This is a genomic window from Streptomyces sp. NPDC004435 (assembly GCF_042873895.1).
GTDB lineage: Bacteria > Actinomycetota > Actinomycetes > Streptomycetales > Streptomycetaceae > Streptomyces.
The window spans coordinates 375,031-390,535 of the sequence record NZ_JBIAMB010000006.1 but is presented as its reverse complement, the minus strand read 5'-3'; the positions used below and the strand labels follow the sequence as shown (position 1 = coordinate 390,535).

The window sequence follows — 15,505 nt, the reverse complement described above, 5'->3', positions numbered from 1 at the left end:
GACCATGGCCACGACGTTCGCCAAGGCTGCCGAGGGCACCGTAGCGGAGCAGACGCACGCCGCCCGGATCGAGCACGTCTCGAAGTCCTTCTCCGGCCCGGCCGGTACCCAGCTCGTCCTGGACGACGTCAGTCTCGACGTCGCGCCCGGTGAGTTCGTCACCATCCTGGGGGCCTCGGGGTGTGGCAAGTCCACGCTCCTCAACCTGGTCGCGGGACTGGACCGGCCGACCCAGGGGTCCATCGAGACCCCGGGCGGCCGGCCGGCCCTGATGTTCCAGGAGCACGCCCTCTTCCCGTGGCTGACCGCGGGCAAGAACATCGAACTGGCGCTGCGGCTGCGCGGGCTGCCGCGGGCCGAGCGCAAGCCGGAGGCCGAGCGGCTGCTCGAACTCGTCCGGCTGGGCGGCTCGTACGGCAAGCGGGTGCACGAGCTGTCGGGCGGCATGCGCCAGCGCGTGGCGCTCGCCCGGGCCCTGGCCCAGGACAGCCAGCTGCTGCTGATGGACGAGCCCTTCGCGGCGCTCGACGCCATCACCCGCGACGTGCTGCACGGCGAGCTCACCCGCATCTGGGAGGAGACGAACCTCTCGGTCCTCTTCGTCACGCACAACGTGCGCGAGGCCGTCCGCCTCGCCGAGCGCGTCGTCCTGCTCTCGTCCCGGCCCGGCCGGGTGGCCAAGGAGTGGACCGTGGACATCCCGCAGCCGCGCCGCATCGAGGACGCCGACGTGGCCGAGCTGTCCGTCGAGATCACTGAACACCTGCGTGGGGAGATCCGCCGCCATGGCCAGCACTGACACCGCCCCGAAGGCCAAGAGCGAGGACCTCGCCGGTCTGGAGGCCGGGCTCGACGCGCTGGACGCGGTCGAGGTCCGCCGCACGCCGGTCCGCGAGGTCCTGCTCAAGAAGGTCCTCCCGCCGACGCTCGCGGTCGCCCTCGTCCTGATCGTCTGGCAGGTCCTCGTCTCGGCGAAGATCACCGAGGAGACCAAGCTGCCCGCGCCGTCCGCGGTGTGGGACGGCCTGACCGACATGTGGCTCCAGGGCACCCTCCTGGAGGTCATCTGGACCAGCGTCTCCCGGGGGCTCTCGGGCTTCCTGCTGGCCCTCGCCATCGGCACCCCGCTGGGTCTGCTGGTGGCCCGGGTGAAGTTCGTGCGCGCCGCGATCGGCCCGATCCTCTCCGGTCTCCAGTCACTGCCGTCGGTGGCGTGGGTGCCGCCGGCCGTGCTCTGGTTCGGCCTCAACGACGCCATGATGTACACGGTGATCCTGCTGGGCGCCGTGCCGTCCATCGCCAACGGCCTGGTCTCCGGCGTGGACCAGGTGCCGCCGCTCTTCCTGCGGGCCGGCCGCACCCTGGGCGCCACCGGCCTCAAGGGCACCTGGCACGTGGTGCTCCCGGCCGCGCTGCCGGGCTACCTGGCCGGTCTGAAGCAGGGCTGGGCGTTCTCCTGGCGCTCGCTGATGGCCGCGGAGATCATCGCCTCCTCCCCCGACCTGGGCCTCGGCCTGGGCCAGCTCCTGGAGAACGGCCGCAACAACATCGACCTGCCCGGTGTCTTCCTGGCGATCCTGCTGATCCTGATCGTCGGCATCGCCATCGACCTGCTGATCTTCAGCCCGCTGGAGCGCTGGGTGCTCCGCAGCCGCGGCCTGCTGGTGAAGTGAGCGCCCGACCATGAACTCCCCCGTCCTCCTTGTCATCGCCCACGGCAGCCGCGATCCGCGGCACGCGGCGACCGTCCAGGCGCTGGTGCGCCGGGCCGGCGCGCTGCGGCCGGGGCTGCGGGTGGAGACCGCGTTCCTGGACTTCAACCTGCCCTCGGTGGCGGGCGTCCTGGACCGGCTCGCCGCCGAGGGGGTACGGGACGTGGTGGCGCTGCCGCTCCTGCTGACCCGGGCCTTCCACGCCAAGGCCGACATCCCCGCCGTCCTGCGCGGGGCGCCGGCCGGGCTGCGGATCCGGCAGGCGGAGGTCCTCGGCCCGTCCCCGCTGCTGCTCGCGGCGGTGGAACGGCGCCTGTACGAGGCCGGGCTCACGCCCGGCGACCAGAGCACCACCGGGGTCGTCCTGGCCTCGGCGGGCTCCTCCGACCCGGAGGCGATCGCGGCGATCGCAGAAACGGCGCGGGAGCTGCGGCGCACCGGTTGGTGCTCCGTGCGGCCCGCGTTCGCCTCCGCATCTCTTCCCCGGACCGAGGACGCGGTACGGGCGCTGCGCGCCGAACCCGGCGTCCGCCGGGTGGCCGTGGCCCCGTACGTGATCGCGCCGGGCCGTCTCCCGGACCGGATCGCGGCCGGCGCCGGCGAGGCGGACGTCCTGGCCGACGTCCTCGGCCCCTCCCCCGAACTCGCCCGCCTCCTGGTGCTGCGGTACGCGGAGGCGCTCCGGGCCCGGGAGCGGATGGCGGTCGCGGCGGGCTGACACCGCCCGAGGACTACGCGGCGGTCATCTCGACCAGCTTCCGGACCGTGTTCCAGTTGCGGGCGGTGGCCACCACGCCCTTGTTGAGGGACGGGCGCAGCACGGCCTCGGCGAGCCTGGAGCGGCCGAGGCCGTCCGGCGTGTGGAGGTACATCACCCGGTCGCCGAGGGCGAAGGACTCGGGCAGGAACGCCTCGGCGTCGATCGGGGCGAAGCGGTCCGGGGTGACCCGCTCGGAGTAGTACACGGCGTGCAGCTGCTTCCCCTCCAGCTCGTCGGCGGGGTAGGGGCACGCCTCCGCGACGGCCGCGAGATAGCCGCCGTCGCGGACGAGGCAGTCGGCCCGGAAGCCGAACCGCTCCTCGACGGCGTCCTCGACCGCGGCGGCGAGGGCGTCCTCGGAGGCGTCGGCGCCGGTGGTGAAGACCGCGTTCCCGCTCTGGAGGTAGGTGCGCACGCCGGTGTGGCCGAGCCCTTCGAGGAGGGTGCGCAGTTCCGCCATGGGGAGCTTGCGGTGGCCGCTCACGTTGATGCCGCGGAGGAGGAGCGCGTACGTCGTCGTCATGCGGCCAGGGTAGGAGGCCACCGCGCCTCGTGGGGGGTGGCGCGGTGGCTGGTCCGAACCCTCCCCGATGGACGGCGGGCAGGGGAAGGGCCGTCACGGATCTGTGACTTATTGAACAAGGTTTCGTAATGCCGGGGGGTGCGGCCAGGGATGGGAGACTGCTCCGGCAGACGTACCACCGGGTAGGGAGAGAAGCGATGGACGAGGCGAGGGCCCGGGAGATCCTGGCCGCGGCGGGGCTGCCGGCCGACGGGGCGCGGCTGCTCGCGCTGGGTGAGAACGCGGTCTTCGCCGTGGCCGGAGCGGTCGTCAAGGTGGGCCGGTCCGCCGAGCTGTTCGAGCGGGCCGGGCGGGAGCTGGCGCTGGCCGGCTGGCTCGCCGACGCGGGGGTGCCGGCGGTACGGGCGGCGGAGAAGGAGCCGCGGCTGGTCGAGGGACATCCGCTCACCTTCTGGCATCCGCTGCCGGAGGCCGTCCGCCCGGCCGAGCCCCGGGACCTGGCGCCGCTGCTCGCGGCCGTGCACGCGCTGCCCGAGCCGGCCGGGTTCACCCTGCCCCGGCGCGAGCTGCTGGGCGGGGTGGAGCGCTGGCTGCGGCTCGCCGGGGACGCGATCGACCCGGCGGACGCGGCCTTCCTGCGGGAGCGCCGGGACGCCTTCGCGCCGGCGGCCGCCGCGCTCGTCCCGCACCTGACCCCCGGCCCGATCCACGGCGACGCCCTGCCGCGCAATGTGCAGGTGGGTCCGGACGGGCCGGTCCTGATGGACCTGGAGACCTTCTCGTCCGACCTGCGCGAGCACGATCTGGTGGTGCTCGCGCTCTCCCGGGACCGGTACGGCCTGGACCCGGCGGCCTACGACGCCTTCACCCGGGCCTACGGCTGGGACGTGCGGGAGTGGGAGGGCTGCGCGGTGCTGCGCGGGGCGCGGGAGACCGCGAGTTGCGCCTGGGTGGCCCAGCACGCGCCGCACAACCCGAAGGCGCTGGCCGAGTTCGAGCGGCGGGTGGCGTCGCTGCGGGACGGTGATCCGGAGGTTCGCTGGTATCCGTTCTGACCGGGCTGCCATCATGATTCCCGTCGAACCGGCCGACGGAGACGGGGTGTTGTGATGCGGGTCGAGCTGTCCGAGGTGACGCTGGACGTCGAGGTGAGCGGGGAGGGGCCGGTGGTCCTCCTGCTCCACGGCTTTCCCGACAGCCACGCCCTGTGGCGCCACCAGATCCCGGCGCTGAACGCGGCCGGCTTCCGGACGGTCGCGCCGACCCTGCGCGGCTTCGGCGGGTCGAGCCGTCCGGAGGGCGGCGCGGAGGCGTACCACCCGGCCAGGCACATCGGCGACCTGATGGAGCTGCTGACCCGGCTGGAGGTGCGCCGCTTCCATCTGGTCGGGCACGACTGGGGGTCCGGCGTCGCCCAGGGGATCGCCTCGGTGGTGCCGCACCGGGTGAGGAGCCTGAGCCTGCTCTCGGTGGGGCACATCGCGGCGGTCCGGGACGCGGGCTGGGAACAGAAGCAGCGCTCCTGGTACATGCTGCTCTTCCAGCTGGCCGGTCTCGCGGAGGAGTGGCTGTCCCGGGACGACCACGCGCAGCTGCGCGAGATGCTGGCCGAGCACCCGGAGGCGGAGTCCGTGATCGAGCCGCTGCGGGCCCCGGGGGCGCTGACGGCGGCGCTCAACATCTACCGGGCGGGCCTTCCGGCGGAGGTCCAGTTCGCTCCGGACGGGCCGGTGGCGCCGCTGCCGGAGCGGGTCCCGGTGATGGGCGTCTGGTCGACCGGGGACCGGTTCCTCACCGAGCGCTCCATGGAGCGGACGGGCGACCACGTCGCCGGGTCCTGGCGGTACGAGCGGGTGGAGGAGGCGGGTCACTGGCTCCAGCTGGACCGGCCGGAGACCGTGAACGACCTGCTGCTCTCCTTCCTCAAGGAGAACGCCTGACCGGCGCCCCCGCCGTCAGGAGGTGACGGCCGCCGGCTCGCCGCGCAGCGGCCACACCGGGTCGATGACGGCCTGCTCGTCGCCCTTGCGGCGCAGGAAGTCCTGGAAGTTCTCGGCCCAGGCGCGGTACCAGCCGATCTGCCGCTCGTGCAGTTCGGCCGGGTCGAGGGCGGCGACCTGCGGGTGCCGGGCGGCTATCGCGAGGGCGACCCGGACGGCGGCGAGGGCGTCGGCGGATGCCTGGTGGGCGCTGGTGAGCTCGACGCCGTACTCGCCGCAGACCGCTTCCAGGGTGCGCTTGCCGCGCCGGTACCGGTCGACGGCCCGGTCGATGGTGTACGGGTCGAGGACGGGTCCGATCCCGGTGCCGCCCATCCGCTCGGCGAGCGAGGGCAGCCCGTGCCGGCGCAGCTCGGCGGAGAGCAGGGTGAGGTCGAAGGAGGCGTTGTACGCGACGACGGGGACGCCCTGGGACCAGTAGCCGGTGAGGGTCTCGGCGACCTCGTCGGCGACCTCGCGGACCGGGCGGCCCTCGGCCGCGGCGCGCTCGCTGCTGATGCCGTGGATGGCCGCGGCCTGCTCGGGGATGCGGACGCCGGGGTCGGCGAGCCAGTCGCGCTGCCGGACCACCGCTCCGCGGTGGACCCCGACGATCGACGCGGTGACGATGCGGGATTCGAGCGGGTCCGTCCCCGTCGTCTCCAGGTCGAAGCCGACCAGTGGTTCCCCATGCCAGGCCATCGGGTCCTCCTTACGTGATCTCCCCCGTTGGTGCTGACACCCTCGCACGCGGCACTGACAACGCCGCCGCGGGGTGGGGGGCGGGGGTCAGGAAACGGGCCGGGAGTCGAGCCAGACGGACTCGAACTCCTCCCGGTAGGTCTCGAAGAGGCCGTGGTCCGCGTCACGTCCGGGGGTGTCGTGCCGGACGACGGTCCTGCCGCCGCCGCGCAGGACGAGGACGGGCGCCTCCATGCCGCGGGCGCGGCGGAGGTAGGACTGGACGACGCCGACGCCGTCGGGTCCGTCGCCGTCGACGAGGTAGGCGGTGAAACGGGGGGTCTCGTCGAAGACGTGGATCTGGAAGGCGTCGGGGTCGCGGAGCTTGGAGCGGACCCGGCGCATGTGCAGGATGTTCATCTCGACGGACCGGCTGAGCTCGCCCTTGCGGATGCCGAGCTCCCGCTCGCGGCGCTTGACGGCGCTGCTGGCGGGGTTGAGGAAGAGGAGCCTTATACGGCAGCCGGACTCGGCGAGGCGGACCATGCGGCGGCCGGAGAAGTTCTGGACGAGCAGGTTGAGACCTATGCCGGTGGCGTCGAGGCGGCGGGCGCCGCCGAAGAGGTCCTCGGCGGGGAGCTGGCGCTGGAGGCGGACGCGGTCGGGGTGGACGGAGACGACGTCGGCGTACCGGTCGCCGACGAGGTCCTCGACGGCGTCGACGGGGAGGCGGTCGGCGGAGGGGGCGCCGGCGCCGCTGCCGAGGATCTCCAGGATGCGGGCGGAGGCCCGCTCGGCCTGGGCGAGGACGGTGGGCGAGAGGGCGCGGTTGCGGGAGACGACGTTGCGGGTCACCTCCAGCTCGTCGAGGGCGAGCTCGACCTCGCGCCGGTCGTCGAAGTAGGGCTCGAAGCAGGGCCAGTGCTGGACCATCAGCTCGCGGAGCTGCGGCAAGGTGAGGAAGGAGAGGACGTTGTCGTCGGCGGGGTCGAGGAGGTAGCCCTTGCGGCGGGAGACCTCGCGGACGGCGACGGCGCGGCGGACCCATTCCTGGCCGGCCGGTCCGGCGGCGGCGACCACCCATTCGTCGCCGTGGACCGGCTCGTAGACGGGCCGGAGGACGGCGGCGACGACGGCCCGCATCCGCTGTTCGACGAGATTCAGCCAGATGTAGGCGCGGCCGGCGCGCTGGGCGCGGGTGCGGACCTCGCTCCACGCCTCGGTGCCCCAGTCGAGCTCGGCCCCGATCTCCACCGGGCGGACCACGGGGACCGTTCCGGGCGGTGCGGCCGGGCCGGTGGGGAGGATCACCGTGGGCGGTGCCTCCCCGGGGTCGGCCGGTCCCCCCTCGTGACCCGCGTCACCTGGGGGCAGCTCAAGACCTCCCGAGCTCACCCGCGCACCGCCTTCTGCTCTGGACGCCCGTCCCGATTCTTCCGACAAGATCAAGGAAGGGTACTCCGCGAGCGGAGGGCGGTGCAGCAGGATCGGTCGGCCGGCCGCTCAACTGTCGGTCGGCGGCTGCCCGTTCCCGGAGGCGAGATCGGGCGGAGTGAGGGGATTCATAGCGGTTACGTCCCTGGGTGCGAGCTGGAAGCCCTGCCAGTGGACGGGCATGGGCTGCTGGTCCTCGTCCCGGGCGATGTGGTGGAACCCGATGTTGACCCACACGGTCGGTTTGGTCAGAGTCTCCCCGTTGACCCATTTGTCCACGCTGTCGCCCGCGCCGGGCGCGCAGTTGCCGATGTTGTTGCTGGCGTACTGCTCGCAGGCGCGGGCCTGGGTGAAGTAGACGTCGTGCTTGGTGAAGGCCCGGCCGGCGTGGGTGTCGGTGCGGCCGGGGACGATCTCGTAGCTGCGGGCGTGGCCGTCGGCGTTCTTGCCGGTGCCGCTGACCACGCGCCACCAGCGCATGTTCCTGGCGTCGCCGGCGAGTTCCTTGGTGACGGCGGTGCGCCGGGTCTTGACGGTGGGGCCGCCGTCGCCGGCGGGCGGGGTGACGGTGGAGTCGTACTGCTCGACGCGGTCCTTGCCGCCGTCGAGGCCGAAGTCGAGCTTCCAGAAGACGTTGTGGGCGTGGCTGGTGGCGTAGCCGCGGGCGCCCTTGCCGATGGGCCAGCCGCGTCCGTCGGTGGCGTTGTAGTCGACGGGCGAGAGGCTGCCGGTGGCGCCCACGTTGGCGCCGATGGTGCCGTCGGAGGAGAAGCGCCACTCGGAGATGTACTCGTACCAGCCGACCTTGTTGACGGTGTAGACGAGCAGGTCCTTGGCCTGGGCCTGGTAGGCGCCCGCGCCGGTGTCGCTGGCCATGCGGTAGGCGTGGCCGCGGGCCCGGGTGGTGGTGCAGAGGCCCTTGACGGTGCCGACCTCGGGCACCTTCACGGTGGCGAGGGTGCCGCCGGGGCATTCGGCGGGCTTGAGGTCCTGGAGGCCCCAGCCGAAGCCGGCTCCGGTGAGGTCGTCGTACTCGGCGCCGCCGTCGTCGTACGGCACGTGGATCTGGGCGAGCCGGGCGGTGGAGAGGACCCGGACGGCGGCGCCGCCGGGGGGCCGGTAGGTGATCCCGTCGAGGATCAGGCCGGCGTCGGTGCTGTAGCGCCAGCACATGTCCCAGGAGGCGCCGCCGTCGAGCTTCTGGGTGATGCGGTACGCGGCCGAGCAGCCGGGCACGGCCGGCACGGCGGGCGTCGGGGGCGCGGCGGTGGTTCCGGGGCCGGGCGGGTTCGGGTAGGCGGGCGTCCCCGAGGCGGGGGCCGCGGCGGCGGTGGCGGTGCCGAGGAAGGCGGTGGCCGCGAAGGCGGCGAGGATCCCCCTGGTGCGCCGGTGGTGCCGGTCGGTCATGCGGGCGTGCTCCTTCGTGCGCGGGCCCCCGCCGGGCGGGGGCGGGTGGGGAACGGCGGGCGGCGGCGGTCAGCCGACGCGGACGACGTTCCTCGCGGAGAGGTCGACGATCAGGTTCCGGGTGTCGATCCAGGCGCCGTTGCGGACCTTGGTGACGAGGCGGACGCAGCGGTGCTCGCCGCAGCGGGAGAGCGCCGCGGGGACGTCCTTCTCGCGGTAGGTGCGGTAGACGTCGCCGTTGAACCAGAGCTGGTCGGCGCTCTTCAGCTCCTTGCCGGTGGCGTCCCGGTAGTCCTCCGCGACGCCCTTGCCGAGGGGGCTCGCGAGGATGAGTGCGAGGGCGGTGCGCAGTTCCTCGGGGTGGGCGGAGGGCTGGACCCCGCGCCGGGTGCCGGTGGCCACGATCTTCCCGGTGGTCAGGTCGACGGTCCGGGTGACGAGTTCGTCGCGGGCGTAGTCGTAGAAGCGGACCTGGGCGCGGCGGGCGGTCTCGCGTCCGGGGACGGGGTCGGCGAGTTCGGTGCCGAGGTGCTGGGGGCGGCCCCGGTCGCCGTCGACGTCCTGCCGGGCGGCGGTGTCCGCGGGGGCGAGGGCGAGCGCCCGGGCCCGGGCCAGTTCGGCGTCGGTGAGCGGATCGGTGCCGGTGCCCCTGGGGCCCTCGGCGGCGGCGGGGACGACGGTGGCGGGGGCGGGCGCGGCGGCCCCCCGGCCGCCCGTGCCCTCCGCGCCCTCCGTGCCCGGGGCGGTTCCGGTGTCCCGTGGGGCGTCCGGGCCGCCGGTGGCGGCGGCCGCGCCGGGCGTACCCCCGGGGGCGGCGCGGCCGGCGGGAGTGTCCTCCGCGCCGGCGCTGCCCGGCAGGCTGATCGCGACCGCGGCGGCGGTCCCCGTCACCGCCATGGCCGCTCCCGCTACCACCTTCCCCAGGTGGCGGCGCACTATTTCGTACACGTTTCCCCCTCAATCCCCCGCTTGGCCTGCGGACACCCAGGAGGACGGGGCGAGTTCCCGGGTGGTTGCCCGTCTTTCGGGCAGGATCTGGCCGAAGAGCACGCATGAACCCGGACAGAAGAGGAAGATTCGTATCCATGCAGGTCTGGCCGGGACAGGCGTACCCCTTGGGCGCCACCTATGACGGAGCGGGCACCAACTTCGCGGTCTTCTCGGAGGCGGCGCACCGCGTGGAACTGTGTCTCATCGACGACGACGGAGCGGAGACCTCCGTCGAACTGCGCGAGACGGACGCCTTCGTCCGCCACGCGTACCTGCCCGGCGTGATGCCGGGGCAGCGGTACGGCTTCCGGGTGCACGGGCCGTACGCGCCGGAGCGCGGACTGCGCTGCAACCCGGCGAAGCTCCTCCTCGACCCGTACGCGCGGGCGATGTCGGGCTCGGTCGCCTGGGGCGAGGCGGTGTACGGGTACCACTTCGGGCGGCCCGACGCGCGCAACGACCTCGACTCGGCGCCGCACACCATGACCTCGGTGGTGGTGAACCCGTACTTCGACTGGGGCGACGACCGCAGGCCGCGCACCGAGTACCACCACACGGTGATCTACGAGGCCCATGTGAAGGGCCTGACGATGCTCCACCCGGATCTCCCGGAGGAGCTGCGCGGCACCTACGCGGGGCTCGCGCACCCGGCGGTGATCGGTCACCTCAAGGAACTCGGCGTCACCGCGCTGGAACTGATGCCGGTGCACCAGTTCGTGAACGACCACCGGCTGGTCGACGCGGGCCTGTCGAACTACTGGGGCTACAACACCATCGGCTTCTTCGCCCCGCACAACGCGTACGCCTCCTGGGGCGACCGCGGGCAGCAGGTGCTGGAGTTCAAGTCGGCGGTACGGGCGCTGCACCAGGCCGGCATCGAGGTCATCCTCGACGTGGTCTACAACCACACGGCGGAGGGCAACCACCTGGGCCCGACGCTCTCCTTCCGTGGGCTCGACAACCCCTCGTACTACCGGCTCGCGGACGATCCCCGCTACTACACGGACACCACCGGCACCGGGAACTCGCTCCTGATGCGCTCCCCGCACGTGCTCCAGATGATCATGGACAGCCTGCGGTACTGGGTGACCGAGATGCACGTGGACGGCTTCCGCTTCGACCTGGCGGCCACCCTGGCCCGGCAGTTCCACGAGGTGGACCGGCTGTCGTCCTTCTTCGACCTGGTGCAGCAGGACCCGGTGGTGAGCCAGGTGAAGCTGATCGCGGAACCGTGGGACGTCGGCGAGGGCGGCTACCAGGTGGGCAACTTCCCGCCGCTGTGGACCGAGTGGAACGGCAAGTACCGGGACTGCGTGCGGGACCTGTGGCGGGGCGAGCCGCGCACGCTCGCCGAGTTCGCCTCCCGGCTGACCGGCTCCTCCGACCTCTACCAGGACGACGGGCGGCGCCCGCTCGCCTCGGTCAACTTCGTGACCTGCCACGACGGCTTCACCCTCCGCGACCTCGTCTCGTACAACGAGAAGCACAACGAGGCCAACGGGGAGGGCAACCGGGACGGCGAGAGCCACAACCGGTCGTGGAACTGCGGGGAGGAGGGGGACACCGACGACGTCGGCATCGCCGAGCTGCGGGCCCGCCAGATGCGGAACTTCCTCGCCACGCTGATGCTGTCGCAGGGCGTGCCGATGCTCAGCCACGGCGACGAGTTCGGGCGCACCCAGGGCGGCAACAACAACGCCTACTGCCAGGACGGCGAGGTGTCCTGGGTGCGGTGGCCGAAGGAGAACAGCGAGGCGGAGGCGACGCTGCTGCGCTTCACCCGGGCGATGGTGCGGCTCCGCCGTGATCACCCGGTCTTCCGGCGGCGCCGCTTCTTCCACGGCCGGCCGGTGGAGGGCACCCACGACGAGCTCACCGACATCGCCTGGTTCACGCCGGAGGGCGAGGAGATGACGGCCCGCGACTGGCAGGCGGCGCACGCCCGGGCGCTCACCGTCTTCCTCAACGGCAACGCGATCTCCGAGCCCGGGACGCAGGGCGAGCGGATCGCCGACGACTCCTTCCTCCTGATGTTCAACGCCTCTTCGCAGGAGCTGGAGTTCGCCGTGCCGGACAGCCACGGGCGGTGCTGGCGGACGGTGGTGGACACCTCCGAGCCGGAGGGCATGCCGCCGCTGTCGGGCCCGGAGATCGTGGCGGGCGAGCGCGTCACCCTCGCGCCGCTGAGCCTGACGGTGCTGCGTCGTCCGGCGTGAGCGATCCTTGCGGCGCTCCGGTCCGTGCGGTCCGTACGGTCCAGGAGAGCGCCGCGCAGCCCGCGGCCGCCCCCACCGCCACCGCGAAGGCGGCGGGGGCGCCGTGCTGTTCGGCGAGCCGGCCCGACAGCGCCAGGGCGAGCGCCTGGCCGCCGACGATCCCGCTGGTCAGGAAGGCCATGGACTCCGCGAGCCGGCCGGCCGGGACGGCCCGCTCGGTCAGCGCGAAGACCGTGATGAGGTGCGGGGCGTAGGCGGCGCCGAGCACGGTCACCACCGCGTACAGCCCCAGGAGCGAGTCGACGGCGAGCAGCGGGAGGGAGAGCAGGACGAGGGCGGTGGTCGCGGTCCGCCAGCGGAGGGTGAGTCCGATCCGGGCGGGCAGGGCGGCGAGCGAGAGGCCGACGGCCGCGCTCATCACGCCCATCGCCGCGTAGACGAGCCCGGCCTGGGCGGGGGCGCCGAGACCGGCGGTGAGGGCGGTGATCCCGGCCTGCGAGGCGCCGAACATGGCGCCCTGGAGGACCATCGTCACCCGGAGGGCGTACGCGGAGCCGGGCAGCCGGGTCCGTTCGGCGGCGCCCGTGCGGGTGGCGGTCGCGTCCGCTCCGGTGGCGGTGGCGCCGGCCGTGGGGTGGAGGGCGAAGCCGGTGCCGCAGAGCGCGAGCAGCAGGGCCGCGCCGAGCAGGGCGGCGGCCGGGTGGGCGAGAGCGGCGGCGAGGCCGACGAGGGCCGGGCCGAGGACGAAGGACACCTCGTCGAGGGTGCCCTCGAAGGAGAGGACGGCGCCCACGGTCCGGTCGTCGGCGCCGGCCCGTCGGGCGAGTGCCACCGAGCGGGTCCGGGCGAGCGGCCCGATCTGCGGGACGGTCGCGCCGGCGAGCAGGGCCAGCGGGACGAGCAGGCCGGTGGGGGCGTCGGCGACGGCGGCGAGGACGAGTGCGGCGACCGCGACGGCATTGGCGAGGGAGGCGGCGAGGACGGGACCGCGCTGGCCGCGCCGGTCGGCGAGCCGGCCGAGGAGCGGCCCGGCGACCGTCTGCCCGGCGGCCAGCGCGCCTCCGGCGAGCCCCGCCGTGGCGAGGGAGCCGCTGGTCTCCGCGACCAGCAGCACGCTGCCGAGCTGACACATCGCCGTCGGCAGCCGACCGAGGAAGGAGAGGACCGGGAGGACGGGGCCGAGCAGGGCGAAGGTGTCGCGGTACGTCCGGAGCATCGGCCGAAAGTAACGCGATACACCCGAACGGGTGCATCGGGCGATGACACGGAAGCTTCCGTACGGGGTACGTACGTTCGCATGACGTCACTCCGCCACGCGCCCGCCGTCGTGCCCACCGCCACCTACCGGATCCAGCTCCAGCCCGCGTTCCCGTTCGCCTCCGCGGAGCGTGCCGTGCCGCACCTCGCCGGGCTCGGCGTCTCGCACCTGCACCTCTCCCCCGTCCTGGAGGCGGTGCCCGGTTCCCTCCACGGGTACGACGTCACCGACCACCGCGCGGTCCGCGCGGAGCTGGGTGGCGAGGCGGGGCTGCGGTCGCTCGCCGCCACCGCCCGCGCCCACGGCCTCGGCCTGGTGGTGGACCTGGTGCCCAACCACATGGCTGCCTCGCCGAGCCACAACCACGCGCTGCGGGAGGTGCTGCGGCACGGCCCGGACTCGCCGTACGGCCGCTGGTTCGACCTGGACCGGTCGGCCGGGGACGGCCGGCTGCTGCTGCCGGTGCTGCCCGCGCGCCTGTCGGAGGTGCGGGACCGGCTGCGGGTCGAGGGCGGCGCGCTCCGCCTCGACGGGCAGGAGTTCCCGCTCCGCGAGGGCACCGCGCACCTCCCCCTGGACGAGTTGCTCGCCGCCCAGTGGTACCGCCTCGGCTGGTGGCGGCTGGCCCGCACCGAGCTGAACTACCGGCGCTTCTTCACCGTCTCGGACCTCATCGGGGTGCGTGTCGAGGACCCGGAGGTGTTCGCGGCGACCCACGAGAAGGTCCTGGAGCTGGTGGCCGACGGGGTGGTCGAAGGACTGCGCATCGACCACCCGGACGGACTCGCCGACCCCCAGGGCTACCTGGAGCGCCTCGCGGCGGCGACCGGCGGCCGGTGCTGGACGGTGGTGGAGAAGATCCTCACCGGGCCCGAGACCCTCCCGGACGCCTGGCCGGTCGCCGGGACCACCGGCTACGACGCCCTGCGGCTGGTCGACGGGGTCCTCACCGACCCCGAAGGAGCCTCCGAACTCACCGCTCTCTACCGGGAGTTCACGGGGCGCTCCGCCGACCGGGGCGGCGACTGGGAAGCCACCGCCCGGCGCGCCGGGTACGAGGTGGTGCGGCACGACCTGGCGGCCGAGACCGCCGTCCTGACCCGGGCGGCGGTCCGGCTCTGCGCCGCCGATCCCGCGCTCCAGGACCACGCGCCCTGGGCCCTGCGGACCGCGATCGAGGAACTCCTCGTCCGGGTGCCGGTCTACCGGCCCTACGGGACCGGCGACGCCGGGCGGGTGCTCACGCCCGAGGCCGCCCGGTGCGCGCGGGCCGCGTTCGCGGTGCCGGAGGAGGCGACCTCCGTCGACGCCGTACGCGGCCTCCTCCTCGGCGAGCACGGCGACTCCCCCGAACACCGCGCGTTCCGGGCCCGGTTCGCGCAGACCTCCTCGGCGCTGCGGGCCAAGTCCACCGAGGACACGGCCTTCTACCGGTACGCGCCGCTGCTCTCCGCGAACGAGGTCGGCGGCGACCCGGGCCGGCCCGCCGTCACGGTCGCCGAGTTCCACGCCGCGTGCGCCCGGCTGGCCCGCGACTGGCCGGCCGGCGGCACGGTCCTCACCACACACGACACCAAGCGCAGCGCCGACGTGCGGGCGGCGATCGCGGTGCTCACCCAGTGCCCGGACGTGTGGGCCGGGTTGCTGGCCGAGGTCGCCGGCATCCCGGCACCGGACCCGCACCTCGCCTGGACGGCCTGGCAGACCGCCTTCGGCTTCGGCACCCCCGACCCGGAGCGGATCGGGCCGGCCGTGCTCAAGGCAGTGAGGGAGGAGGGGCTGCGGACCTCCTGGACCGAGCAGGATCCGGCGTACGAGCGGGCGGTGGCCGAGTTCACGGCCGCCGGGCCCGGCCGCGTACCGCTGCGGACCGCGTCCGAGGCCGCGTTCGCCCTGGAGCCGCACATCCGGGCGCACGGGGACGGCGCGGCGCTGGTCCAGCTGACCATGCCGGGCGTGCCGGAGCTGTACCAGAACACCGAGCGGGAGTACCGGGCGCTGGTCGACCCGGACAACCGGGCCCCGCTCGCACCGGGTCCCGACGACGAGCGGACGGCGCTGGTGCGGGCCGCGCTGCGGCTGCGCCGGGAGCGACCGGCGGCCTTCGGACCCGGCGCCGGCCATCTGCCGCTCGCCGCCGAGGGCCCGGCCGCCGCCCACTGCCTCGCCTTCGTCCGCTCGGACGAGGTGGTCACGGCCGTGACCCGGCTGTCCCTGCGGCTCGCGGAGGCGGGCGGCTGGCGGGACACGGAGCTGGTGCTGCCGGAGGGGCGCTGGGCCGATGTCCTCGACGGTGTGCGGGAGTTCACCGGGGGTCCGGAGAGCGAGCTGAAGCTGGCGGAGCTGTTCGCGGACCGCCCGGTCGCGCTCCTCGCGCGCATCAGGGCCTGAGCCCGGAGCCGCCGCCGAGCGAGCGAGCGGGTGGGTGGTGGGGGGGCGCGGGGCCCCCCCCCCCCCCCCCCCCCCCCGGGGGCCGGGTCAGCGGCGGGGCGCGCGCGGGTCCACGCCCGTGGTGTTATCGGGGGCGGCGCCGGGGGCCGGGGAC

Annotated in this window: 13 protein-coding genes; 7 read left to right on the top strand and 6 right to left on the bottom strand. The window is 74.2% G+C overall.

Annotated features, from left to right (window positions below; genetic code table 11):
• The first annotated feature begins 4 nt into the window (after positions 1-4).
• From ACFYT9_RS13775 to ACFYT9_RS13765, 3 genes are read left to right on the top strand one after another with little or no spacing between them, the layout of a single operon-like run.
• Positions 5-799: an ABC transporter ATP-binding protein gene (locus ACFYT9_RS13775; RefSeq protein WP_376596142.1), complete on the top strand. Its 795-nt coding sequence runs from the start codon at positions 5-7 to the stop codon at positions 797-799.
• Positions 786-1,673, top strand: a complete 888-nt coding sequence (locus tag ACFYT9_RS13770; RefSeq protein WP_376596144.1) for an ABC transporter permease — start codon at positions 786-788, stop codon at positions 1,671-1,673. Before ACFYT9_RS13775 ends, ACFYT9_RS13770 begins: the two co-directional genes overlap by 14 nt.
• Positions 1,674-1,683: 10 nt before the next feature.
• Entirely contained in the window at positions 1,684-2,430 is a 747-nt protein-coding gene (locus tag ACFYT9_RS13765) for a sirohydrochlorin chelatase (protein WP_387277055.1), read from the top strand.
• Between the two features lie 13 nt (positions 2,431-2,443).
• On the opposite strand, the gene ACFYT9_RS13760 is transcribed toward ACFYT9_RS13765, so the two are convergent.
• A complete protein-coding gene (locus tag ACFYT9_RS13760; protein ID WP_387277053.1) occupies positions 2,444-2,995 on the bottom strand; it encodes a DUF1697 domain-containing protein in 552 nt (183 codons plus the stop codon).
• Positions 2,996-3,192: 197 nt separating this feature from the next.
• Here ACFYT9_RS13760 and ACFYT9_RS13755 point away from each other — a divergent pair, with 197 nt between their 5' ends.
• Both ACFYT9_RS13755 and ACFYT9_RS13750 read left to right on the top strand, forming a co-directional pair.
• Entirely contained in the window at positions 3,193-4,050 is an 858-nt protein-coding gene (locus ACFYT9_RS13755; RefSeq protein WP_389163267.1) for a phosphotransferase, read from the top strand.
• 54 nt (positions 4,051-4,104) lie between these two features.
• A complete protein-coding gene (locus ACFYT9_RS13750; protein ID WP_389163264.1) occupies positions 4,105-4,935 on the top strand; it encodes an alpha/beta fold hydrolase in 831 nt (276 codons plus the stop codon).
• A gap of 15 nt (positions 4,936-4,950) precedes the next feature.
• On the opposite strand, the gene ACFYT9_RS13745 is transcribed toward ACFYT9_RS13750, so the two are convergent.
• The 4 genes from ACFYT9_RS13745 to ACFYT9_RS13730 all read right to left on the bottom strand — a co-directional run bounded on the left by ACFYT9_RS13745 (position 4,951) and on the right by ACFYT9_RS13730 (position 9,393).
• Positions 4,951-5,676: a 3'-5' exonuclease gene (locus ACFYT9_RS13745; protein WP_376596151.1), complete on the bottom strand. Its 726-nt coding sequence runs from the start codon at positions 5,674-5,676 to the stop codon at positions 4,951-4,953.
• 87 nt (positions 5,677-5,763) lie between these two features.
• On the bottom strand, positions 5,764-7,050 hold the full coding sequence (locus ACFYT9_RS13740) for an SAV2148 family HEPN domain-containing protein (protein ID WP_389163262.1): 1,287 nt from the start codon (positions 7,048-7,050) through the stop codon (positions 5,764-5,766).
• A gap of 108 nt (positions 7,051-7,158) precedes the next feature.
• The gene (locus ACFYT9_RS13735; RefSeq protein WP_389163260.1) at positions 7,159-8,496 is read right to left on the bottom strand and encodes a copper amine oxidase; all 1,338 of its coding nucleotides are present in this window, start codon (positions 8,494-8,496) and stop codon (positions 7,159-7,161) included.
• 69 nt (positions 8,497-8,565) lie between these two features.
• Positions 8,566-9,393, bottom strand: coding sequence for a Tat pathway signal sequence domain protein (locus tag ACFYT9_RS13730; RefSeq protein WP_389163257.1), 828 nt, complete (start codon positions 9,391-9,393; stop codon positions 8,566-8,568).
• A gap of 188 nt (positions 9,394-9,581) precedes the next feature.
• Here ACFYT9_RS13730 and glgX point away from each other — a divergent pair, with 188 nt between their 5' ends.
• A complete protein-coding gene (glgX, locus tag ACFYT9_RS13725) occupies positions 9,582-11,702 on the top strand; it encodes a glycogen debranching protein GlgX (RefSeq protein ID WP_389163254.1) in 2,121 nt (706 codons plus the stop codon).
• Here the strand turns inward: glgX and ACFYT9_RS13720 are convergent.
• A complete protein-coding gene (locus ACFYT9_RS13720) occupies positions 11,656-12,918 on the bottom strand; it encodes an MFS transporter (RefSeq protein WP_389163251.1) in 1,263 nt (420 codons plus the stop codon). The genes glgX and ACFYT9_RS13720 overlap by 47 nt on opposite strands.
• 81 nt (positions 12,919-12,999) lie before the next feature.
• On the opposite strand from ACFYT9_RS13720, the gene treY reads away from it, so the two are divergent.
• A complete protein-coding gene (gene treY / locus ACFYT9_RS13715) occupies positions 13,000-15,351 on the top strand; it encodes a malto-oligosyltrehalose synthase (RefSeq protein WP_389163248.1) in 2,352 nt (783 codons plus the stop codon).
• The last annotated feature ends 154 nt before the right edge of the window (positions 15,352-15,505 follow it).